At 46.0% G+C, this 22712-nt stretch carries 23 protein-coding genes; 8 read left to right on the top strand and 15 right to left on the bottom strand.

The features are described from left to right. Positions 1-125 precede the first annotated feature (125 nt). From RH85_RS21500 to RH85_RS21520, 5 genes are read right to left on the bottom strand one after another with little or no spacing between them, the layout of a single operon-like run. Entirely contained in the window at positions 126-1418 is a 1293-nt protein-coding gene (locus RH85_RS21500; protein ID WP_006714828.1) for a hypothetical protein, read from the bottom strand. Positions 1419-1420: 2 nt separating this feature from the next. After that, complete coding sequence (locus RH85_RS21505; protein ID WP_006714829.1) at positions 1421-2212, bottom strand: outer membrane lipoprotein-sorting protein; 792 nt, start codon at positions 2210-2212, stop codon at positions 1421-1423. Further along, entirely contained in the window at positions 2205-3470 is a 1266-nt protein-coding gene (locus tag RH85_RS21510; protein WP_006714830.1) for an ABC transporter permease, read from the bottom strand. The genes RH85_RS21505 and RH85_RS21510 overlap by 8 nt, the downstream gene beginning before the upstream one ends. Continuing rightward, entirely contained in the window at positions 3458-4156 is a 699-nt protein-coding gene (locus RH85_RS21515; protein WP_006714831.1) for an ABC transporter ATP-binding protein, read from the bottom strand. The genes RH85_RS21510 and RH85_RS21515 overlap by 13 nt, the downstream gene beginning before the upstream one ends. Before the next feature lie 9 nt (positions 4157-4165). Beyond that, positions 4166-4816: a hypothetical protein gene (locus RH85_RS21520; RefSeq protein WP_006714832.1), complete on the bottom strand. Its 651-nt coding sequence runs from the start codon at positions 4814-4816 to the stop codon at positions 4166-4168. Between the two features lie 285 nt (positions 4817-5101). On the opposite strand from RH85_RS21520, the gene RH85_RS21525 reads away from it, so the two are divergent. The 5 genes from RH85_RS21525 (at position 5102) to RH85_RS21545 (ending at position 7712) form a co-directional block, all read left to right on the top strand. Beyond that, positions 5102-5593, top strand: a complete 492-nt coding sequence (locus RH85_RS21525) for a hypothetical protein (RefSeq protein WP_138956515.1) — start codon at positions 5102-5104, stop codon at positions 5591-5593. Between the two features lie 129 nt (positions 5594-5722). Next, entirely contained in the window at positions 5723-6316 is a 594-nt protein-coding gene (locus tag RH85_RS21530; RefSeq protein ID WP_006714834.1) for a hypothetical protein, read from the top strand. A 186-nt stretch (positions 6317-6502) separates the two neighbouring features. Then, on the top strand, positions 6503-6853 hold the full coding sequence (locus RH85_RS21535) for a putative quinol monooxygenase (RefSeq protein ID WP_006714835.1): 351 nt from the start codon (positions 6503-6505) through the stop codon (positions 6851-6853). 46 nt (positions 6854-6899) lie between these two features. Continuing rightward, positions 6900-7334 carry a hypothetical protein gene (locus RH85_RS21540; protein WP_006714836.1) on the top strand — a complete coding sequence of 145 codons (435 nt, stop codon included), beginning with the start codon at positions 6900-6902 and terminating at the stop codon, positions 7332-7334. 135 nt (positions 7335-7469) lie between these two features. Continuing rightward, positions 7470-7712 (top strand): DUF6868 family protein, encoded by a 243-nt coding sequence (locus RH85_RS21545; protein WP_006714837.1) that lies wholly within the window; start codon positions 7470-7472, stop codon positions 7710-7712. A 57-nt stretch (positions 7713-7769) separates the two neighbouring features. On the opposite strand, the gene RH85_RS21550 is transcribed toward RH85_RS21545, so the two are convergent. The 7 genes from RH85_RS21550 to RH85_RS21580 form a co-directional block, all read right to left on the bottom strand. After that, positions 7770-8030, bottom strand: a complete 261-nt coding sequence (locus RH85_RS21550; protein WP_006714838.1) for a hypothetical protein — start codon at positions 8028-8030, stop codon at positions 7770-7772. A gap of 164 nt (positions 8031-8194) precedes the next feature. Beyond that, complete coding sequence (locus RH85_RS21555) at positions 8195-8887, bottom strand: DNA-3-methyladenine glycosylase I (protein WP_039949551.1); 693 nt, start codon at positions 8885-8887, stop codon at positions 8195-8197. 90 nt (positions 8888-8977) lie between these two features. Beyond that, positions 8978-9598: a thiol:disulfide interchange protein DsbA/DsbL gene (locus tag RH85_RS21560; RefSeq protein ID WP_006714840.1), complete on the bottom strand. Its 621-nt coding sequence runs from the start codon at positions 9596-9598 to the stop codon at positions 8978-8980. 91 nt (positions 9599-9689) lie between these two features. Further along, positions 9690-10052, bottom strand: a complete 363-nt coding sequence (locus tag RH85_RS21565) for a hypothetical protein (protein WP_006714841.1) — start codon at positions 10050-10052, stop codon at positions 9690-9692. Positions 10053-10220: 168 nt separating this feature from the next. Next, positions 10221-13052, bottom strand: coding sequence for an Hsp70 family protein (locus tag RH85_RS21570; RefSeq protein ID WP_006714842.1), 2832 nt, complete (start codon positions 13050-13052; stop codon positions 10221-10223). A gap of 177 nt (positions 13053-13229) precedes the next feature. Beyond that, positions 13230-15200, bottom strand: coding sequence for an Hsp70 family protein (locus tag RH85_RS21575; protein ID WP_006714843.1), 1971 nt, complete (start codon positions 15198-15200; stop codon positions 13230-13232). Then, positions 15200-15832, bottom strand: a complete 633-nt coding sequence (locus tag RH85_RS21580) for a DUF2760 domain-containing protein (protein WP_006714844.1) — start codon at positions 15830-15832, stop codon at positions 15200-15202. The genes RH85_RS21575 and RH85_RS21580 overlap by 1 nt, the downstream gene beginning before the upstream one ends. 289 nt (positions 15833-16121) lie before the next feature. On the opposite strand from RH85_RS21580, the gene RH85_RS21585 reads away from it, so the two are divergent. Both RH85_RS21585 and RH85_RS21590 read left to right on the top strand, forming a co-directional pair. Further along, positions 16122-17651 carry a sensor domain-containing diguanylate cyclase gene (locus tag RH85_RS21585; RefSeq protein WP_006714845.1) on the top strand — a complete coding sequence of 510 codons (1530 nt, stop codon included), beginning with the start codon at positions 16122-16124 and terminating at the stop codon, positions 17649-17651. A gap of 96 nt (positions 17652-17747) precedes the next feature. Then, a complete protein-coding gene (locus RH85_RS21590; protein ID WP_006714846.1) occupies positions 17748-18278 on the top strand; it encodes a 3'-5' exonuclease in 531 nt (176 codons plus the stop codon). An 80-nt stretch (positions 18279-18358) separates the two neighbouring features. Here RH85_RS21590 and RH85_RS21595 read toward each other — a convergent pair whose 3' ends face one another. The 3 genes from RH85_RS21595 to RH85_RS21605 all read right to left on the bottom strand — a co-directional run bounded on the left by RH85_RS21595 (position 18359) and on the right by RH85_RS21605 (position 21187). Next, positions 18359-18808, bottom strand: coding sequence for a tellurite resistance TerB family protein (locus tag RH85_RS21595; protein WP_006714847.1), 450 nt, complete (start codon positions 18806-18808; stop codon positions 18359-18361). Between the two features lie 61 nt (positions 18809-18869). After that, entirely contained in the window at positions 18870-20783 is a 1914-nt protein-coding gene (locus RH85_RS21600; protein ID WP_006714848.1) for a metallophosphoesterase family protein, read from the bottom strand. A 29-nt stretch (positions 20784-20812) separates the two neighbouring features. Beyond that, positions 20813-21187: a VC1380 family protein gene (locus RH85_RS21605; RefSeq protein ID WP_006714849.1), complete on the bottom strand. Its 375-nt coding sequence runs from the start codon at positions 21185-21187 to the stop codon at positions 20813-20815. Between the two features lie 97 nt (positions 21188-21284). Between RH85_RS21605 and RH85_RS21610 the strand changes: the two genes are divergently transcribed. Further along, complete coding sequence (locus tag RH85_RS21610; RefSeq protein WP_039949541.1) at positions 21285-22610, top strand: MipA/OmpV family protein; 1326 nt, start codon at positions 21285-21287, stop codon at positions 22608-22610. Positions 22611-22712: the final 102 nt, after the last annotated feature.

Here is a 22712-nt window from a genome sequence, read left to right on the forward strand (position 1 = left end):
CATGACGTGCACATAGGCTTTCCCACCCCAGATGGTATAGGTAGCAATAGAAACCAGTAAACAAAACAGGCTAGTGATAATAAAGCTACGCCACTTCGGGCATATTGTGTAGCGTGAGGTGGTCATTAAAACTTCCCTTTAATCGTGAATACCAGTGTACGGCGATCATTGATCTGCGCGTAAGCAGAATCCGATTTTCCGGCTAAAAATCGTGCAGTAAATTCCAAATCTACCGATGCTTCACCGCTATCGATCCATTGGTAAGTGAGCCACTGTGTTGCGATAATGCCACCATCTTGGGGAGACATTAATAGATCCAATTTCGGCGTAAAGTCGCCTAACCAATGCCAATGGCTGTCCGATTGCCATTGTAACCAAGCCTCGGTATCCCAACTCCAGTGCAACATCGCGCTGTGCTGAGTCAAGTTGTAGTGGTTTAATCCTTGGGCGTAAGAATTTACGAGAGATGCAGTTGCTGGGTGTGTTTGCAGACTCTTGGCGTTAGATCTTGCTTGCTGCCATTGGGTGTGACTCCATGCGCGACTATCGTACCAATATTCCCCAATCAGGCTATGGCCAGTCATTGATGTGTAAGTAAAGCCAGCAAGCGCCTGCCATGCATGACCTTGTTCTTTAATATCGACCGCTTGATACTGAGCGTTCGGTAGTTCATAGCCAACGCTTTTGTGTTGCCACAATGCTTCACTATGAAACTCCCATGCATCGCCGATGACGCTAACCCAACTGCCACCAAGCGCTCCTTGGCGTACATCGTCGTAGTAGGCGACGAGTTGATACTCATGTTGAGCGAGTAAAGCATAGCGCCGCAGGCCAATGCCTTGTTGTTGATTAGCTTTATCAAACGTATCCACATCAGTATCGCTCCAATGTGAATTGGTATAGAGCAAACTCCACTCGCCATTGCCATCAAATTTGGAGAGGGTAGCCACCGTAGCACCTTCTTCAACACTCAATCCAATCGGGTTTTGACGGTAAGGTTTGAACATATCCAAAGGCCGATAACCATAGCTTACTCCGTAATCAAGGCGCATTTTCCCTAAGCTTAAATCAATACTGTGTTGGCCAATCTCGACCTCACCTTGCCATGCGATCTCGCGAACAATCCATTGATTATTGGTTTTTTCAAACCAGCTTTGTGGATGGCTTTGGTAGAGGTCTTGGCTATATAGAGCAAAGAGTCCACTCCATTGACCATATCCAATTTGCACGTCCAGTAAGCCATCGAGATGCGTCTGCGAATCGTTATTGGGCTGGATAAAATCACTGTTTTGCAGCTGGTGGATTTGGCCAGACACCGCCCAATCCCAATCAAACTGCCATTGACTCGCTTGCGCAGGCAATGCCGTCAGTAGCAGCAATAGCGTTGCGGGGAGGGTATGAAAGAGTGCGCGGTGCATCACTACAGTTCCGATGTGCTATTGCGAGCAAGGAAGCTTGGGTTATAAAACTTATCATCCAATTGCCATGGCGTGATTGATTGGTATTCAATTACGGTTTTCTTATCTGCTTGGATGGCGTCGTGTAAGGTCATCGCAGTCACGGCCATGGCGTCATTGCGCATCCCACGTGAGAAATAGGCTTGCTTGGCGAGTTTACCTGAACGCAAGTAGAGATTAGCTTTAATCGGAAATCCCGTGCTCTGCTCAAGCCATAATTCAATGCGTTGATAACTTGCGCCGTTAGTCTTGGCGTTTAACTCAATCAGATGAGTTGGATAGGCCGTATTGTTCTCGTCATTGATCGTTTCATTGCCTCGCCATTCTCCTTGGTAATCGTCACTCCAAGTGAGGGTGCTAATATCACCCACTGACGCATCACCGAGTAATTTTTGCATCGGCGTGATTCGAATTGGACGGCGACTCTTTGGCATTTGCAGCCAAAAGTTATCCTCTAACATCAACATTTTTTGCCCTGCTTCGACCGCGGATTTAAACACCACTAGCGATTGACGATTGGGTCTTGAATAAACATTGTATTGACGAGTTTTTTCCAGCTGGCCAGCATTGTAAAGATGAACCAGTGAGATCACGCGGGCTGAAGTGCCTTCCATCCGGTAGGCATCTGCTTTTATGACCAACTGTTTCACTTGCTGTGTATCTAAGGTTGTGGTGCTAGCTTGTATATTGAACGTGACACTGAACAAGGCGCTGAACATCGCCAATGCCGTAACAGCTGATTGGTAATTAAACATAAGTGAGAGCCTCTGTGATCGGTTTTTTAACCCCTTTACGGGCAGAGAAGAAGGCGGCGGTTAAGCAAATGGCGAGTACGCCAAGTAGTGCCATAACGGCAAGGTCTAACGAAAAATAGATCGTGAGTGGATACCCTTGCGTCATACCGGGTGGTGGCGGCATTTGTACGTCGACAAGCATCAGGAATAGAGTGAGCAGCGCGGCGGAGAGTATCCCCAACAAGCTGCCGATGATGGCGAGAAGCCCAGCTTCGCGCATGAATCCGGCGATGATTTCATTGGGGTAATTACCTAGAGCGGAAAGCGTGCCAATCTCACGAGTACGCTCAGTCACGGACATGGTCATGGTGTTGAAAAGGGCAACAAACACCACTAATGCCATGATCACTCCCATGATGCCGAAGATACGGTCATAGAGGCTTTTTACGTTTTGATAATAAAAGGCTCGCTCATTCCAAGGCGTAATTTCCAGTGCTTGGGCTTGTTGCGCGATTAATTGGCGAATGGCTTGTGAGGTGGTTTCGGTCTGTGCTAAGTCGAATAAGAATACTGATACCGTGCTGACTTTGTTGCTGTAGAGCAGGTCTTGAGCGCTATCTATGTGCACGTAGAGCTGACGCTTATCCATTTCCGGTACGCCAGTTGAATAAATGCCGTGAACCTTAAAATCGTAGGCATTAAGCGCGCCGTCAGTGGTGGTTGCCAATAACGTGACCCAATCGCCGATCGTCACGTTGAGGTTTCGCGCTAAATCTACCGCTAGCATCACTTCGGGTTCGTCAGCGTGGTAGCGAGAAGAGCGTAAATTCGACAGTGTTTTGCCTTGCTGAATATCCAAAAAGGGGCCTTTCATATCAAATTCGCGGTCGTTAACGCCGTTGCCGATATAAATCGCAGATTTATTGCCATTGGAAATCAAACCTGTGAACGCAATGTTCGGCTGAACACCACGCACGCTATCCATCGCCATGATTTTTTTGACTAATTCGTCAGGTTGTTCGAGGCCATTGGCTAACGGCATCTCTTCGTCTTTTTCAAAGTAATCAGGAGTCGAAATGATTAAGTGGCCGATATCACGCGCAGTGGCTTCTTTTAGGCTGTTGTAAGTGTATAAACCAAAGCCTCCGGTGGCGGTGAGGGCGAAGACCGCAATCGTAATGATTAAGATCGACATCGCACTACGGCGTTGATTACGGCGTAAATTAAGCCATGCAAGGCGCATTGCATTGGGGATGAGTAAAGCGGTTAACTTGCCCATGATATCACCTCATTGCTTGCGTGATAGGAATGCAATTGGCCGTCGAGTAACTCAATAGTGCGATCACAGCGCGATGCCATGCGAGCATCGTGAGTTGCGATCACAAACGTGGTGTTCATTTCATGACCGAGGTTTTTCATTATGTCGATCACCAGATTGGCGGTGGTACTGTCGAGACTTGCGGTCGGCTCATCGGCAATCACTAAACGTGGCTGATGCACTAAAGCTCGAGCAATCGCTACTCGTTGCTGCTGTCCACCTGACAAATTATCTGGGCGATGATGTTGGTAGCCTGCCAGCCCCACTAATTCAAGCATTTGCGCCGCTTTGTCGTGTTGCTCTTTACGACTAAATCCGTTTAGCAGCAATGGATAAGCCACGTTTTCAAGCGCGCTCATCACTGGAACAAGATTAAAACGTTGGAAAATAAAACCGAGTTGGGCACGACGTAGCATCGCGGCTTGCTTGGCACTCTTGGGTAGCGGAGCCCCATCCATGCTGACGGAGCCTTGGTATTGCATGTCTAACAAGCCCAAGATATTGAGCAGGGTACTTTTACCACTTCCCGATGGCCCACATAGCGCAACCATTTCACCGGCAATAATTTCTCCTGAAACATCTTTCAAGGCAGGCACGGTTTGGTTACCTAGTTGATAATGACGTTGAATGTGATTGAAAACGATCATATTCCCCCCTTAACTTTGGCTGGCCACAAGGCTTTTAGCTGCTTGTGTTTGCGGGTTATAGGCGTCGATTTTTTCCATGGTGCTCAACCATGCTTGAGCTTGTTTGACATCATTGGCTCTGAGAGCTGCGACTATACCAGTGTGGTAAACCCATGCCGATGCAGCGAAAGGTTGCTGAACGAAATTTTCGTTATTGAGCAGATTGAGGTACAAGTCATAGCCACGCTCAAAGTGGTTAAACATATCGGGTAAAGAGGTGTATGTGACTGCAGCCATGGCTTGTGCAAGATAGGCTTCTGGTAACCCTTGAATTCTTTCTTGCTGATTAATGTCTGCTGGCAAGGTATCGAGTAAACCAAGACCTTTGGCCATGGTCGCTAAACCTTGCTCGGTGTATTTCATTTTATTCCATGGCAAAAAGGCATCACGACCTTGTAGTGTTTGTGTACTACCGAGATAAACCATGGTGAGCGGTTTTGCTCCTTGTTGCTCAATCAGCGCGTTCAGTTGGTTGGATACGGTTTCAACCATCGCTTTATCGCCGTCAGCAGCTTGTGAGTAACTGGCGAGAATATCGGCCGTTGGATTGGCAAAGAGTTGAGTGCTGCCCATTGAGGTGGATAAAACAGCGCTTAACAGTAACATTTTAGATATTTTCATTGCGTGAATCCCTATCGCTATGTGAATGGAGACAGAATACGCTCTAAAGAAAAGAGGTGTTGGGCGATGAGATAAACGGTTCGTTTTGCGGATAAACGGTCAAAAGCGCCGATGACTTGGATCAGCAATTCATCACTGTTTAATAAACCAATAGTGTTATGATTACTTATAAGTCATTGATGAATAGATGATCGTTGGTTTGGCGAGTGATATTGTCTTTCATCTGTGATGCTGGTTAGTTTGGTTACTCGAGCTTAAAACGAAAGATTATTGTTAAGGGATAGAATGAAAGTTAGAAATATAGCCGTCATGATTTTGCTGTCGACGATGTCGTGGCTATCTTCAGCTCAAGAGAGTGAATTACTAGAAAAAGCGGTCAAAACGCTGCAAGTCGTTGAATTTGCCGATACCGTAAAATTTACTTACGGCTATCTATGTGCCGAGAACGATATCGATTCAGATCTCGCTGAACTGTGTGGGAAAATGGATAAGGTACCTAACGAAGTTTATTACACCGTTGTTGCCCCTTATTTCGCTCAATATGTTACTTCTGAAGAAATGGATATAGTGCTTAATTTCTGGCAGAGCGAAGAGGGAAAAGCTCTAAATGCTAAGCTGAATTACGCGATGGAAACAGGTGATGCGAGTGCGTTGACGGAGGAAGATTTTTTGCTGTCTGAAAACATGGAGCCAGAGGGCTTAACCAAGTTTATTGATACGGAAGAAATACAAATGCAGGTAAACCGTGCTCTGCTAAAAGCCATTTTAGCGTATTAGAAGACAATCAGATTGACGGCTAAGGTTCGCTCGCTTCAGTTCTACGCTTGGTATACAGTGACCGCTCAGCTTAGCAATGGTGTAAATCACAAGCTGTAAAACGTACAAAAATACAGGAATAAAACTTTTATGAGCGAACTGACTCCTCAGCAAGATGCCGCCCTCGCTGCGTTTAAAGCGAATCTTCATCTGCCACACGGTGGCTTTTATGCCTTGATTGTTGAGCTGAGTAAAACGTACCAACTGCCTTTCCAAACGGTGCGCTCAGTGGTAATGAAAGCACAACGTGATATTGAAGGAAAAATTCGTCGCGAACCGGATTGTTTAAGTGACATCGATTTGAGCCAAGCTCATTGGCGGTATGTCATTGATACGGCTTTACTTGCTCTTGCCCAAGAGAACACGCAGGTGATGGATGATTTGGCGAGCAATCCGAGTTATCAGAAAGCACTTAAGGCAATGTCTGAGTCAATTGATAGTGAAGACAAGCGCGAAGAAATCTTAGAGTGGTTAATGCAAGCGTACGAAAAAGAAGTGCTTAAGCCGTTATTGGCGATGCTGCGAACCTCGCCACTGTATTGGAAATTGATGCTAGCTGAAGAGCTGAGTCAAATGACCGAGACCTGTCGTGCGCAGTTTCATGAGTACCCACAGCATGTTGAAGCCGCGGCGCATTTATTTGATCTGGATGAAAAAGTCAGAGCAATGAGCTTAGTAAACTAGTTTAAATTATTCGATATAATATAAGCACTTAGAAATCCCTCGATTTATCGGGGGATTTTTTTATGTGTTTGAAAAACCGCGAGTGCGTCTCATGCTGGCCCATGTTTTGTGAGAAACGGTAACGTTAGATTAAGGCTTTATGGGAAGATCTAGCACAATTGACAACATTACAGGGAGAGTCGTTACATGACATGTCGAGTTTACGTTTTGGCGCAATTTAAGCCCAAAGCAGGTAAAGAAGTTGAATTATTTGAAGTATTAAAAGCGTTAGAGCCTGATTCCTATCGCGAAGAAGGGTGTGTTCAGTACATGCTCACGCGTCAGATTGATCACCCAAGTGCGGTAAGAAATGAGTATCCAATCGTGTTTAATGAAATCTGGGAAGATGCCGAGTCATGGTCTGCTCATGGACGTCGCAAGCAGATCCAACATTTTTTTGACACCCAAGTAACCGCTGAATCCGGCTTAGTCGAAGATGTGATTGTGACCGCTTACACTGATGAAGGGCATCATTACGATGCGCCTGTTTATCTATAACTCGTTTCGTGTATTGATATTAGAACTATGACAAGGATAGTGTCTCGTGCAAAACAGTAAATTTAAAGACGGTTTAAAAATGGTGGCGATTACGGTTGCTGGGTTGGTGATCTTCAATGTCATGGCCGTCATGATGGGGTTTGTGACTTTTTACCTTTGTGAGGATGTCTTCAATGTTTACGGTGATGAAGCGCCTATAGGCAGCGCGGCTTTTATCGCAGGGGTTGTTTGTGTGTTATTTATTAGTGGCAGAGTAGCGGCGCATTACCAGCAGGCTGCATCAGCGCAAACATTGTTTCTAACTGCATCACTGCTCTATCTCGCCATAATTTTCATTGTTCGTCATATTGTTATTTCCTTCAGTTTTGATCAGTTGGCCAATACGATTACTATCGCTCAATCGCTGGTATATTTTTTCTTATTTGCTTATATCTCATTGAAACATCGTAATGTAAATGCGCAGCCGCGACAGCTATCGTGAGTGTATGGGCATTTGAATGTTGGGATGCTTGAGAGCATTTTAGAAAGTCAAACTACACAGATGTCGCTTAGATTAGCGGAAGTATGAGTTTTTCAATGATAGGCTAAGAGATTGGTCAATACAGAGGAGCGTGTGATGGATATTGAAGTGTTGAGAGCGTTTTTTGGTTGGTGCTCAGTGCTAAATTTGTTGGTGTTAACCGTGGCGGGTTTTTTATTGTTCAATGGTCAACAACGTATTATGCGTATCCACCGTCAATTTATCGCCTTATCTGATGATGAATTAAAAGCGCAGTATTTTCGTTACTTAGCGACCTATAAGCTGTTAATTTTAGTGTTTAATGTAGTGCCTTATGTGGCGCTATACATTATCGCTTAAGATTGAATATTCACTATTCAGTTATCGGTGGGGCAGTTACCCCACCGATAGTTTTAATTAGTTTTTCTTTTCAAAACAAACTGTTAGCTCAGTGGTTGATTTGTTGTCAGTTGTGTATTCTGACGTGTAAACCATTGTCCAACCATCATAAGCCGCAAGTTCTTCGTTGGTATCTGAAGACCCAGTTTCCACTGTTACGCAACGAAACATTTTTTCTGAGTTAGTCGCGTCAAAATCACGCATTTGACTGGTCACGTTTGCGCCAGAACAAGCTGTCAGCATAACCGCGATTAGTGAAGCGAATAAACCTTTGTACATGGTGTCAATCCTAGTAGTTACATTTCCGACGTGGAACTTAATGGAATAACACTCGGTAATCAAGAAAAGTTATAAAAAATAGTCATTTAGCAAGAAGGCAATCCATTGCGTATGGGTTTAAATACAACGCTGTCTAGAGGCGTCTGTGTAGGCAGTGAGTTATGTTATCCAACAAGACGATTGTCACCACTACTAAAAGCGATGATCTGACTAATGTGCGTTAGACTGCGGCCACTTTGTTGTTGCCAATGAATAAAGGCTTGATTGGCTTGGCTCAGAGAGCGTTTCGTGTCTCTACCGCCTTCAATGATACTGTAAGCACGCAAGTAAGCCTCGACATCGCCCGACAAAATAAAGGTATCAACCCCCATTTGACGCAGTGCGTAAGGGCCGGTATTTCCCCCTAAACGTTGCCCATGTTTTTTAAAATAGAGCCAAAGCTCGGTAATGTTTTCTACCGGCCAGTTGGCGATCATCTTGCCCAGAGAGCCATGCTCAACACGTGCTTCGTAAATCATCTGTGCATTGGCGGCAATCGACATGACTTTGCCATTGTGACGAATAATACGTTTATCGGCCGCTTTCGCTTCCCATTGTTCATCAGAAAGCATCAGTAATGGGTCAATTTTAAAATTAAAAAACAGCTCTTCAAAATTGGGCCATTTGTTACGTACCACTTTCCACGCCATGCCGGATTGAAATACCTTCATTGAAAATGCAGAGAGCCAGCGGTCATCGCTAATCGCCGCGATCTCTTCGCGGCTGAGAGGCGTGGACAGCAGAGCTTCAAGCGCTTGCTCACCGCCTTTACGCTCCGCAGCGCGCTGGTAGATAGCTGTGAAGTGTTCTAAGTTCATTGCTTCAATCGGCATGGTGTGAATCCTAATAAAAAAGCCAGAACATGAGCTCTGGCTAGTGGGGGGTAGGGAAAATGGCGAGTGTAACGCCTATAGCGTTAGTAGGTAGTTAACCAACTGGTTGTATTCAGCGTAACTGGTGATCTTATTCGCAACCACGATGTACTTGTTGTTAACCACCACGGCAGGTACGCCACGTAACGTGCTGTTTGTGAACTTTTCATCGTACTCTTTTAGTTTCTTTTCAACTGCTTTGCTGTTGTAGGCCAAATCAAAAGCATTGGCGCTGACGCCTTTATCGATAAATAACTGACGTATTTCCGCTTCACTTTGAGGCGCTTTACGCAAAATGTGGATTTGTTCGAACATGGCTGGAACCATGCGGTCTTCGACCTGCAGTGCTGCCATTGTGGCGTAGGCTTTTACCATTGCTGGTGCCATTGGACCACCCATAAAGCCCACATGTACTTTTTCAAATGTCACATCATCAGCAAGAGCTGGCTTCAAGTTTTGTACGATAGATTCAAATTTGTAGCAATGTGGGCAGTAAAACGAAAAATATTCGGTCACGGTTGGAGTGTCGGCTTTCGGGCCATCAATCACAGTGTAATAGTCACCTTCAGTGAATGTGGTTGTCGGTTGTTCAGCGGTGGCCGCTTGAGCTGAAAATGCCATCATCAGTGAGGCGAAAAGCGCAAAAAATTGGTTCATGTTTTAATTTCCTAATGGTGTCGCTTGAAACGGAATGCGCGTGCACAGTGCACGAGGTTGATCGTTGCGATCGTATTACCTGAGGTGAGGATTAGGATATTGGGGGGCGAAAAAGAGTCTGAGTTCGACTAATGGCTTTGCCTTCTACGTCGTGTCCGATAGGAGCGATGGCACTTGGAGACAGTTGCAGAGCGTAATTGAGAGGCTCGAGCGGCATTTTCATGATACACACGGATGAACAGCTTTGATGTTCGACTTTTGCGTGGTGGTCCATGTTTGGTGAACGAATATCATCAGGGCATTTGGCTGACACCATGGCGGCGTCGAAATGAATATCATGACTCGTTTGATCAGGCAGCGCAGCATTGGCTTGCACGGAGTTAAACGCGCTTAGCCACAATAGGCAAAAAGCACTGAATAGAGCGACCAGTAATTGACGATTTGTGTGTGGCATCAATGGGCTACCTATTTCCTCATTGTGGTTTATCTTACCCCAAGCAAGATGGATAGGGTAGTGCTAAAAAAATGCCCTCAAGCTTAGAATAAGCAAGAGGGCAGAGTAATGCCACGTGACTAGCAACTATCTAGTGCGTTATGGTGGCGCGATATGAATACCTAATGTTTAACTTTTTAGTAAGGTTAAACCGTGTGGCAGTGCGTCACCAAAGATACGCTTAGATTCGCTTGCTGACAGTTCTTTCACTTCTGCGACCAGTTCAACCCATGACTCAGGTACTTTGGTTTGTTTCAGTTTATCGAGCACTTGCTGGCGATAATCCTCTGAGATATCGAATTGGCGATCCCCAGTTTTACGACAGATCATAACCGCCGCAAAAGCCACCATCGGTTCTTTTTGCCAATCTTGCTCTAACAATTTAGGTAACCATTGCTCCGCTTGCTCTCGGCTAACCACATTATGTTGGCTGCCGTATAAAGGCGTACGTGAAGCAAGACGGCCTAAAGCCCACCAGTGTGCTTGCTGATATTGGTTGTGGTTGATGGCTTTACTCAGGAACCAACTACTCAATAACACCTTATCTTCAACATCAAGTTGTTCAAGTGACGCCGACAAGCGCACCATCGATTCGTAGCCCATCTCTTGCGCGGCTTTCGCTGATTGCGGGTTTTTCATCGCCCCCGGATGGAGATACTTTGCGATGTCGGCCAAAATGGTTTCTTGCTGCTCTTGGTTCAATCCGCCAGCAATGCGACGCCAGAATACCCACCAGTCGGTCCAACCTTGGTGATTTTTAAACTGGATTCCTTGTTGGTACAAACTCCATACTTGTTCAATACGCCAACCATCGGTCGCATCACCAAAGCCGGGACGCAGTGCAAACCCAGCTAAACGTAGCCAGTTTTTTTCATGTTGCTCTGAGCGACGACGACGCTTACGGCCGGTTGCAAACGCATCAAAAAGTTGACGTAGAGTAATAAAATCCCAATCGTCGCGTTGACCAAGGCGTTTTTCTAATTCTTTAGTGAGCGTTTTTATTTCATTGCCTTCCGCGCTTTTTTTATTGGCGCTATAGATACGGCTGATCAGCTCTTTACATTCCTCTAATCGAGGGTGGATATTTTGCTCTTGCTGGTCGGCTTGTTGGTTGCGAACTTCAAATTCTAACGCCCAGCGTTTGTTGTCATCTTGGCTAGAGACACACTCCATTTTTAACGTGCCGACTTCGGTCAATTGGCAGGCGAGCAAAACTTCGACGCGTTCTTTTTGGTTCGCTTGCAATTCCGCGCCTTCGCTATCCAAGGTGGAAATATAGGGCGGAAGTGGCTGAAACAGGTCTGGATCAACATCGACCATCACGCCATTTTGGATGGCGGTTTGATTGCTCAAAGTATCATGGGTTGAGGTGAGCAGATTAAAACGTACTGGTTCACCCAAGGTCAGAGAGAAACGACGACCGCTTAAGCGGATCTCTTGGCCTTCCTCTGTGCCTTTTGCGAGTAAGCACAAGGCTTTACCTAGTTTGTTTTTTTCTTGTAGATGCAGGAAGTAAGAACGTGCAACGCCACCACCGATCTTCAATTGAGCGCCGCGACGAGCTTTACCGAATGCGACCGCACCAAGCGCCACTGACCAATCAGGATGTGGGTTGTCGAGCACGGTGATTTCACCCCCACGCCAGTTCTCTAATAACGTCGTGACTCGATCGGTGATCAATTCGCTATTGAAGACGCCGCCGTTAAGCAGCAAAGCAACCGGAATCGCATTTTGTGTTTCATCTAACCCTAACGCTGCTCGTGAGACTTGTTGGTGTTGAGTTAAAAACTCGGCAACGTGCTTGCTCACTGCTGGGTCAGCAACGTACGGCAGGCCAAACTCGACCACCGCGCTGCGACGCTTATCTGGCAGTTCGCCAAATTCACTGATTGGGAAGAAACCATCTAAAGCAATTTGATGCACTTCTTGTTTGCTTAAATCAATGCTTTTGGTGCCCCCTAGCAGTTTGGAACCGCTACCTAGCATGGTGATTTTTACCTGCTCTGGAGCGTTGGCTGAGAGTAGGCTTTCTTTGGCAGCACGAGTTTGTTGGATTAATTTCGTTAAACTGGCGGCATTGAGCTTTTTGTTTTGGGCTTGGCTGGATTGAGCAAAGCGGGTTTCCGCTAGGTGGGCTAAGGCTAAATCAAGGTTGTCACCGCCAAGCATAAGGTGTTCACCAACACCGATGCGGTCAAGAGCCAGTTCGTCGCTATGGCCATTCTCGGAAGTAAAACGTGCTTCAATCAGGCTCAAGTCAGTGGTACCACCGCCCACATCGCACACGAGGATCAGTGGTAGTGCTTTGAGCTCTTCTGCTGCGGTTTGCTGGTGGCGGGCGTACCAGTCGTAACAGACCGCTTGTGGTTCTTCGAGTAACACGATCTTAGTCAGTCCCGCTAACTCGGCCGCTTCTAAGGTCAGTTTACGTGCCGTTTCATCAAACGAGGCTGGAACGGTCACGACCACGTCTTGATCTTCAAGCTTGTTACTTGGATTACGATAATTCCATGCCTGACGAATATGGTTGAGGTAACTGGCACTGGCGATCAGCGGCGAAACTTTTTCTACATCACTTGCGCCTGCCCATGGCAGAATTTCAGAGCGGCGATCAACGGCTTGATGTGACAGCCAACTTTTGGCACTGGAGACTTGTCGACCTTCCACTTTTGCGCCGAGCTCACGTGCCCATTCACCAATGATAATGTTTTGGCTATCACCTGGAACGGGCTCATTTTGCCACGGTAGAGTTAGGTCGGTGGTTGAAACTTGTGCCGTCGCTGGATGGTAACGGAATGAGGGTAAAAGCGGTTTTCGCACCACTTCACCAGCTCCAATTAATTGGTCGATTTCAAATAGGGATACTTGGGATTGTTCAAGGTTGTCGGTGATTTCACAGTAAGCCACCACAGTATTGGTGGTGCCTAAATCAATACCAACAAGAAAACGAGGAGATGCCATACAAACCTTCTGCAACTTAAGTGATGATGGATTTTTATTATTGTCATTCCCGAGAAGACAGCACGTATTAGTCGGGAATTTAATCACGGCAGTTAAAATGAAACTCCCTCTCTCGCTCGTGCCGCGCGTTAGGGAATATAATTACGGCACCCAATTGGATGCCGTTTGATTTTTTGTTTACGCTTCTTGAGCCGAATCGTTGTTTGCGTCTTCACGCACATCGAACTCAACATGCCATTTCTGGCCATTGTCGGCGGCGATCGCTTCAAGATAAAGCGTGCCGAGCTCAGTGACGCGAGAGGCCAGTGTCACTGGAACAACCTCACCTTCACGACGACCTTCTGATACCGGCAGTGTCACTTGAATTTCAGGCAGCTCTTCAAGCTCTTCGGGCGCCCAATAATCTAGGTGTGTGCCCGCTAAGTCATCACGACGTACCGTTGAACCAAAGAACTGGAAGTTAACTGGTTGGCCGATAATCAAACCAAATGGTTGGCTTGGCACATCGACACTTGAACCTTCTTCCATACCAAATGGAGCCACACACAAAGCTTCCATTGGTGGCGCCATACCCGGAATCGCCGGCATCGCACTTTCAATGCCCACGTAGTAGCTTGATGCAATACCACCGCGGATACGCACACCTTGACCACGACGAACTGAGCCGTAGTACGACGCACCACTGGCGACCGCAAGATCGAGATCCGTACCGGTTAAACGAGTTGGTAGCTCAGCATCTGCTTCGATTAGCCATTCACCAATGGTCTCTTCTAAACGATTAGACAATAGGGTTGATTTCAACACACCGCCGTTAAACAGCAATGCGGTTGGCTTGATGAAATCCGCTGATACGGTTTCGCCACCCATGCCTGGCATGCCAGCAAATGGGTTGTATTCTTGTGCTGGCGTTGAATCGCCACCATTTCCTGAAACAGAAAGGGCATTCGCTTGTTTCGATAGGAAAGCCGCGATATGACGAGTAATGCCAGCATCTTGCGCGTAAGGCAGACCCATTTGCGTTAGTGCGCCACGGTTACGTTGCACCGGGTGCTCGGTTACAGCGACTTTCGGGAAGAAGCCATCAACCAGAGTTTGTTGTACTTCTTGCTGCGTCAACTCAGTTTTTAGTGTTGCGCCAAGCAATTTAGAACCACGGCTTGGTACCACGATAGGAACCGCTTGTAGCTCAGCATCATTCAATAGCGCTTCTTTCGCATCACGACACGCGTGCGTCATGGCTTGAACTTGCCAAGGCTGTAGTTCTTTGCCTTCTTGCGCCAGTTTCATTTTTAGGCGGTAAGCCAGCGCGAGATCCATGTTGTCACCGCCAAGTAGGATGTGTTCACCTACTGCGATACGGTTAAGAGTCAGATTGCCGTCTTCTTCAGTCACTTCAACTAAAGAAAGGTCAGTGGTACCACCACCGATATCGACCACCAACACGATGTCACCCACCGTCACTTGATCACGCCAAGCGTCGTTGCTGTTGTCGATCCAGTTGTAAAGTGCCGCTTGTGGCTCTTCTAACAGTGTTAGATGTGTCAGGCCAACATTACGCGCCGCTTCTGCGGTTAGATCGCGCGCTGCAGGATCAAACGAAGCTGGCACCGTGATGGTCACATCTTGCTCTTGCAGTGGTGCATTTGGATGATTGTGGTTCCATGCCGCTGTTAGGTGCTCTAGGTATAACTCTGTTGCGCGTAGTGGCGATACTTTCTCTACTTCTTCTGGGCTACCGGCAGGTAGGAAAGCGTCACGACGGTTTACACCAGCATGGCAAAGCCATGATTTAGCACTCGCAATCAAGCGAATAGGCGTTTTAGCGCCCAAATTACGTGCAATGGCACCGACTAAAGCTTTTGGCTCACTTGACCAAGGCAGCACGCGTGATGCGCTATCCATCTCGTTTTCGTGCGGTTGGTACAAGAACGAACCAAGTTGCTCACGGGTTTCTACTATGCCTGGCGCTGTTAGCTGAGCGATTGGCATCACTTCAACTTTGGCATTTTCGTCACGAGTATCAAGGTATGACAATACGCAGTGAGTGGTACCCAAGTCGATACCAACACTGAATGCAGGTTGCATGTTTTCTGTGGCCATAGTGTCTGCTGGCATTGTTTCTACAGCAGCGTTTTGTTGGTGTTCCATTACAGCTCTACCTCAGCAGGTGCGATCACAGCTGCGTTATAGTTTTCAGCCAGTTTTGGCAGAGTCATATTGGTTGCTTTCCAGCCTTTATGTACCAAGGTTCCGCTAAATGGTGCTTGGCCAGTTACATTGCCAGTTAGACGAACTTCTTGCGGGTTAAAGCCTGCTTCTACAGTAATGCGAGTTTCTTCATCTTCGTTACGGATGTGCTCAAGCGTTACGTAGTCAGCCAGTACTTTTTGTCCGCCAGTGTGGATAACGCGAGCGGCTGCGCCCACTTCTTCATCAGAAAACGACGTTAGGTCTTCTTTTAAGAAGTCAATTAGGCGTGCTTCTTGTTGCATGATAGAAAGGAGCTGCATAGCCGAATCCGTTGATGCAGTAGCCAGTTTTGATTCAACCTCAACTACTTTTTCAATCACTTTCTCTACTTCAACAATTTTCTCTACTTCTACGATCTTTTCGACCGGTTTTTCAACCTCAACGATTTTCTCAACTGGTTTTTCGATTACTTTCTCAATCACTTTCGATTTACGTGAAACGGCAATCAAAAGTAATAGGATGCTAGAAACCGCAAGGCCAGCATGCAGCATGTCGAAGGTTTGAGGAATCATTTGTAAATCGAACGTCATGACAATTCTCTTATAGGTTTGAGTTCAAGATCCGCTTAGCACGGCACTTGGGTAATCACAAATAAATTGGGATGGATGGTATCACATTCAAGTCGTGATTCTTGTAGAAAACACATGTAAAGCATTATAGACGTTACTGGTTGGTCTGTTTTTAAACAGATTTATGCTGATGTAGGACGGCTAGAGTGTGATTCTAGTAAAAAAGGATGAGTGTTGAGTAAGAAAAGTTTTAGTCCTAAGGTTGTTAAGGGTACTATGAGCTCCAGAAAATGCTAAGAAATATGGTTAAATGACTTTATCGCTGAACAAAAAGTGGCTATATCCTTTGCTCGTTTTTATTGGAACGACATTGATAACACTGTGCGTGGGATATTTTTCTTACCAGTCTCAACAGCGTTATAGCCAAACTCTATTTGAAAATTTAGCCGAACGACAAACCGAAGTCTTGGCCGAATTTATTGGCAGTGATTTAGACCATATTGGCGCAGGGGCGAATTTCTTTCATGCCACAGATCGCGATGAATGGAACCACTTTCCAATTTTTGCTAAGCAAGTTATTGGTGCCTCTCAAACGCTCGTTACTCTGCAATGGATGGAACGAGTAGAAGCTCAGCAAGTTGAACAATTTATCGCTGATGCTCGTCTTGAATACCCTGATTACCAAATTTATACCATTCCCAAAGGTGGTGATAAAATTGAAGGTTATGTCATGCCTGACGGAGAAGCTATCTTTGCCGCGCGTGAAATTTATCCTCGCAATGCCAGTAACAATAGCGTGCTTGGTTTCTATTCTGCACGTCCTCGCTTTCAACTGGTGGTGGACAATATGCGAGTGCACCACAAACCGAGTCTTTCAGACAAGGTTCGCTTGATTCAAGATGGTTTGGATCACAGTTTAAAACGCGATGGTATTTTGGTTTATCACCCGGTGTTTGATATGCAAACCAATCAGCGTCTTATCGGCGTTGTGATTGGCGTTATTCGCACCTCTCATTACTTTGATAACCTCATGGTTCGCACGGCTGCAGAGCAGCAGCTTGAAGTTCGAGTGGTCGATCTCGGCTTTGATGCAGAAGATGATCCAGTGCTATTCGAAAGTGCCCATTGGTCAACGACGGATGGCCTGCAGGTCCGTAAAATTTTACATCTACCAAACCGTCAATGGGCCGTTGATTTTAGACTGGGCGATAAAGTTACCGCGAACGATCTCTTTATTGTCCATGCCATTGTCTTTGGTGGCTTTGTGATTGCTTGTTTGCTGAGTTACATCGCTTTCTTTCAAGTCCGCGCGAAATCCAATCTTGAGCGCCAATTAGACCAACGAACCAAAGAGCTACAGTTTTTGGTAGAACATGACTCATTGACGGGGCTCTATAGCCGTCACGCATTCAACCAGTTTATTAGCGTGATGGTGGCGGAAGATCGCCGTTTCACCTTAGTCGGTTTTGATGTCGACAAATTTAAATCAGTGAACGACAACTTCGGTCACACTGGGGGCGACAACATGTTAGTGCACGTGGCCCGTACCGTAGAAAACTGTTTAGAGCCGGGTGATACTTTGATTCGTCTTGGTGGTGATGAGTTTTCTATTCTTAGTAATGTCATTGAGCGCGAGAAGTTACAAGCCTATCTTACTCATATCGGAGAGACAGTGTTTCACAGTCATATCGAGATTAGCGGGCAAGAGGTCTGCTGTTCCTTGAGTATCGGCGCTGCGATTCGTCAGCATGAATCCGCAGAGCAGTTGATCCATTTGGCTGACGCTCAGCTATATAAAAGTAAGAACGCAGGTAGAAATACCACCTCGATTGCTGAATAACTCAGCGAACAGAACCTAAGTGATTATGGGTTGCTTGGGTTAGTGGCAGGTTTACGGTAGAATTTTGCGCTTTAGTTATCTCTTGTTGGGCGAGTCATGAATCATAATCGTATCGTTTGTTTTGACCTAGAAATGTGCTGCTGGAATATCGATGGCGTCGGCACGACGGGTGAAATTATCGAGATCGGCTTAGCAGAGATTGATTTGGTCAAAGGTGAAATCGTAAAGCGCGCGCAATATTACGTGAAGCCAGAGCAAGATGAAGTATCGCTGTTTTGCGTGGAATTAACCGGTATCACACCACGTAAAGTGGAAAAGCAGGGGCGTCCATTAGCAGAAGTGATCAAATCGATGATCAAAAATTTTGGCGGCAATAACAAAATTTATGCTGCGTGGGGACGTGATGATTTGGTGCTTGCGCAAGAGTGCGCAGCGAAAGGCATTGAAATGCCGTTCAAAGAATACGTTAACCTTGCCACTATTTATCGTATCCAAAATCGTTTGAAAGAGAAACGCATTGGTCACAAAGCGGCTCAAGAAGCGAAAGGCATTGAGTGGGAAGGGCGTCAACACTCCGGCTATGTGGATGCGTATAACTTAGCGAAGTTAGCCTTGACGATGCTGTAATCTAAAGTCATTGAATAAAAAGCGAGCTTGATGGCTCGCTTTTTTAATGTCCTTACGCCACGTCATGACACCAGTAGGCGTTATTTTTTGTCGGTGACTGAAATTTTAGCGCGAATAAAATCATGATGGTCAACGTAGAGCAATTCAGCTGACTTACGAATGACGGCGTCTTCGAGTGGATCAATTTCACCATCGGCATGGGCAACTTCCCACATCGCTTTGATTAAGTTATAACGCGTTTCTTGGCTTAACTCTCGCAGTTGGGTGGTGAATTCATACAAAGAAGCCGCATCTTTCACTTTCGTCTCTGCTCGGCTGAGTAATGTTTGCGCCTGCGCCGCATCTAAATCTAATAGACGCGCCACCAACTGCTGTTTTGCTGCAATCTCACTCGGTTCAATTTGATGATCGGCTCCGGCAACTTCACACAGTAAGCACGCAATTGCGAGATTAGGGTCGGCCTTATTTTGATTACTAAGATCGTGGCCTTCTAAGAGTTGTTTAAACAGTTTGCTGATTGAATTGAGCATATTGATTGCCTTGCTTGATTCTATGGAGACTTATTGTATAGATAGTGGCTTTCGATGCAGATCACAAGCTTTCTTGTTCAGTGGGCGGAAAACGAATCGTGTTACCTTCACCGGTTAGAATCGCGATTTCACAGGGTCTACCATGGCTGTCGAGCTTTAATTCTCCCACCGCACTGGTATTCACCAGCCTGCGTGAACCTTCAATATCTGGGTCGCGTTTGAAGACTTTTAAACGCTTACGCTTGGTCAGATAGTTTAATGGTGAGCGAGGCGAATAGAGCATGCGATCGAGTCGATCACAGAGACCTAAAAGAGGTTCTGGGAACTGATTCTTAAAACCACTGCAGGTGATTTGATAAATATTCGGGCTCGACTTTCTGAATCTAAGTTTGATGTCATAAGCAAACGAGTAGTGTACATCGCCGGATAAAATCACAAAGTTAGTTGGCGTTTTCGTATGGGTAAAAATACTCAGTAATGTGTTGGCACTACCGGGGTGCGCCATCCAGTTTTCAGCATCAATCAGTAAAGGTTGACCGAGCAGTGTCATGGATTTTTGCAGTGCTTCAATAAATTTAACGCCAAACATCGGAGCGGCAGAAATAACAATGACTTTGTCTTGGTGCATGAGTTGTTGTTGAAATTCAATCAATGCTTCCCAATCCATCAAGCCTGAAGGCTTGTTCATGCGTGACTCAGAACGCCAACGACGGGTTCGGGTATCCAAGACCACCACTTTTGGTGAGCTATGAATGGTGTAGTGCCATTGCTCAAAATTGTACAGATACTGAATTAAGTCATCTTGGACTTTGGCTTGCTCACTGTGACTAAAGTGCTCTGCTAACGACAATAGTTCTTGGCTGAAGTTGTCTGGTTCATTCCCCCAACCCTGACATAACCAGTAGCTGATCAAGCCGTTGCCGATGATGCGTTTGGCAAACGGATTGTCATAGGCGGCTTTTTCCCAGCCGACGGTAAGATTCCAATCATCAGTAACATCATGATCATCAAAAATCATGTAGGTTGGGATATGGGCGATTAAGCGCTGAATGTGTGGTAGGCCAAGCGCAAACTGCTCAATGTGCTGTTTTTCGCTGTGCCATTGCTTGATATCGCTCGCCGCCAGTTTTTGGCCGGCGTGTTGGAAGTTATGTTCCGCCAATCGGTTTAGATTAACGTGTGACCAAAGGGTTGGCGACCACACCAATAAATACATAGCAATGAACTCACCAAAACTGATGAGGTGATTTTCACATTCGCGCGAACTAAAGATAGGGCTGTATTTTGCTTGCAACCAGCGGTTCAGCCAGTGGCTGTGATCAAGATAACTTGGCAATAATCTATCGCGCTGATAGTAGCAACGTGGATGCTCATAGAGCGCTTGGCTACTCGCAATAGGGGCATCAACAAAGCACTCTTGTTTGAGGCCAAGCAGATCGCAAACTTGATGAATGGCATCGAGCATGGGGCCGGCGACGTGGTCAGCGTATATCTGATCGCCACTCATCATTAATAAATCCGGTCTATCTTCCAAGGCTTGGTTTGAGACTTTGATGTCAGCTTGGATTAAGGCGTCTTTGCTTGGGTGATGCGGGTTTCTGCACGAACCATGTAGCAGGTAATCCGCTTGCGTGCTGATGCGAAAAATAGGTCGAATCTCATCGGCATAGAGCAGATCTGGCACCAATTGAGCTAATTGACCGTCAGGGGTGACCAAGTCATAACTTAGCGCGATATTTGCCGGAAATGCCCCTTTGAACTGCGCGCAAACCACATAAGCGTGCTCCCCAACTTTGAGTGAATGGCATTCTGCCAATGGTGCTTGATAAATGAGAGCGTTATCAGCTTCGGCGTAAAGTTGGAATTCGCCGGATAAAGGTTTGCTGGTGACATACCATAACACCAATTCTGATGGTGTGGTTTTTCTCAGTATAGGGCCTGCTAGAATAAGCGGTAAGGTTTGGGTATCGCTCATAGGGTGTTCGATGATAAGGTCTCGCTTAGCTATTCGATGATGTGTTCTTCGCACTCGGCGCTTTCAAGTATTTCGATAACTTCGCCACTGCTTTGTTCATGGCCGATAAGAAATAATGCTAATAATGCATCAGCTTTGCTGCTTGTATCTGAATTTTCGGTAATAATTTGTTCAAATCGATGACGTATCATCTCTATTTCATGATCGACGAAGCCGCGACCTTCTTCACCTTGAATATCTTCGGGTGCGTTGTCAAACTGTAAAAACAGCATATCGTCTACCGTGGACGTAGCGACGAGTTGTTCTGGTAGCCACTCATCGCCCGTTACGATGTTTAAGTCGCAATCAGTGGGCAGGGCGTTTAGTACATTCTTGAGTTCAGAAACTTTCACATTTTTTAGCATCGAGAGATCGTATCATTCTATTTTAACGGCGAATGTCAGTGAAACATAAGAGCAAAGTCGCTGATTTGGGTAAATAAATTTCCTTTTGGTTAAAAAAATGACAATTCTTAACCTGCGGTCACTTTTCGCAGCAATCATCACAGTCAATTTCACTCCCTCGGTGATAGCGAATGACGACAATTCACTTGGCGAACAAGAGTGGGGATTAGCGGCAATGTATCGTGTTGCCAGCGTGCCTTTCGCCACTCAAAGTGGCGATCAAACTGTCGCAACATTCGTCCCTCTGATGTACTTCAGTAACGACTATGTATTTATTGATGGCCTTGAAGGCGGAGTGCACATTACGGAGTGGCAAGATGGGGCTTATCAATTAAATGCGCTGACTCGGATGCGATTTATTGATATTCCTGCTTCGGTCCAGAACGCCAATCAAGGTGACACCGCGGACTTCGGCGTGCAATTGCGCCAGCAACTTAATGATGATTGGCATCTAGACTGGGAAGTGATGGGCGATGAGGATTTCCGTTTTCACGCTAACCTTCGCGCCAGCGCTGAATATCAATGGGGTGATTGGAATATCAAACCGCACGCCACATTAAGATACAAAGATGCGGATTTTAACAGTCAATATTATGCATTCAGTGATTATACCGACCAAACGATTGGCGCTGGCGTTGATCTTAATGTTGGCATTGATGCTCGCTACCATGTTTACTCCAATCTGTATCTGCTTGGCTCAACCAGCGTAACCCGTTTAGACGATAATGCTTACCAAACGCAAGCCATAGAAGACCGTTATCAAGGAGAAGTATTCGTTGGTTTTGGTCTCTTTAATGATAAAAACAGTCAACCTAAATCTCACTTGACCAATAAACGTTATCTGCGCGTGGCACATGGTTGGGCTACCCCGTCCAATATTGGTGATATTTTTGCCCTTAATCGAGAAAAAGATCCTAATAATAACCAGTTAACGTCGCTGTTTTATGGTCACCCTTTGACGGACGAATTGTTTGGTTTTCCGTTGGACCTCTATTTTACGCCGGGTATCGTACATCACTGGTCTTCCGATGTTCAGGGAGCCAGTACTGAGTGGGTTGCCGCGATTAAAGCGTATGTGACCGTGGAATGGCCAACTCGTTGGCGCTTTGGGCTTGCTGAAGGGCTCTCCTATGTCGACAACATTACCTATATTGAACAAAGTGAAATGGATCGAAAAGGGTATACGCCAAGCCATCTGTTGAATTACTTAGACTTTTCGCTTGATGTGAATCTCGGGGAACTGGTGAACAAGCCAGCATGGAATGACGTGTGGCTCGGTTATTCATTGCATCACCGCAGCGCTATTTTTGAAAACGCTTCCCAGTTTGGTCGCATCAAAGGCGGCAGCAATTACAACACCATCTATCTGCAGTTTGATTTTTAATCAATGCGAATAGCGTTAGCCGCGGGTGGCCTGCATCGGCAAGTTACTTGCGGCTATTCTATGATACAATCCGCGCAGTTTTGATAAGTAAAAAGAATAGGA

The organism is Vibrio ichthyoenteri ATCC 700023 (assembly GCF_000222605.1).
Classification (GTDB): Bacteria; Pseudomonadota; Gammaproteobacteria; order Enterobacterales; family Vibrionaceae; genus Vibrio; species Vibrio ichthyoenteri.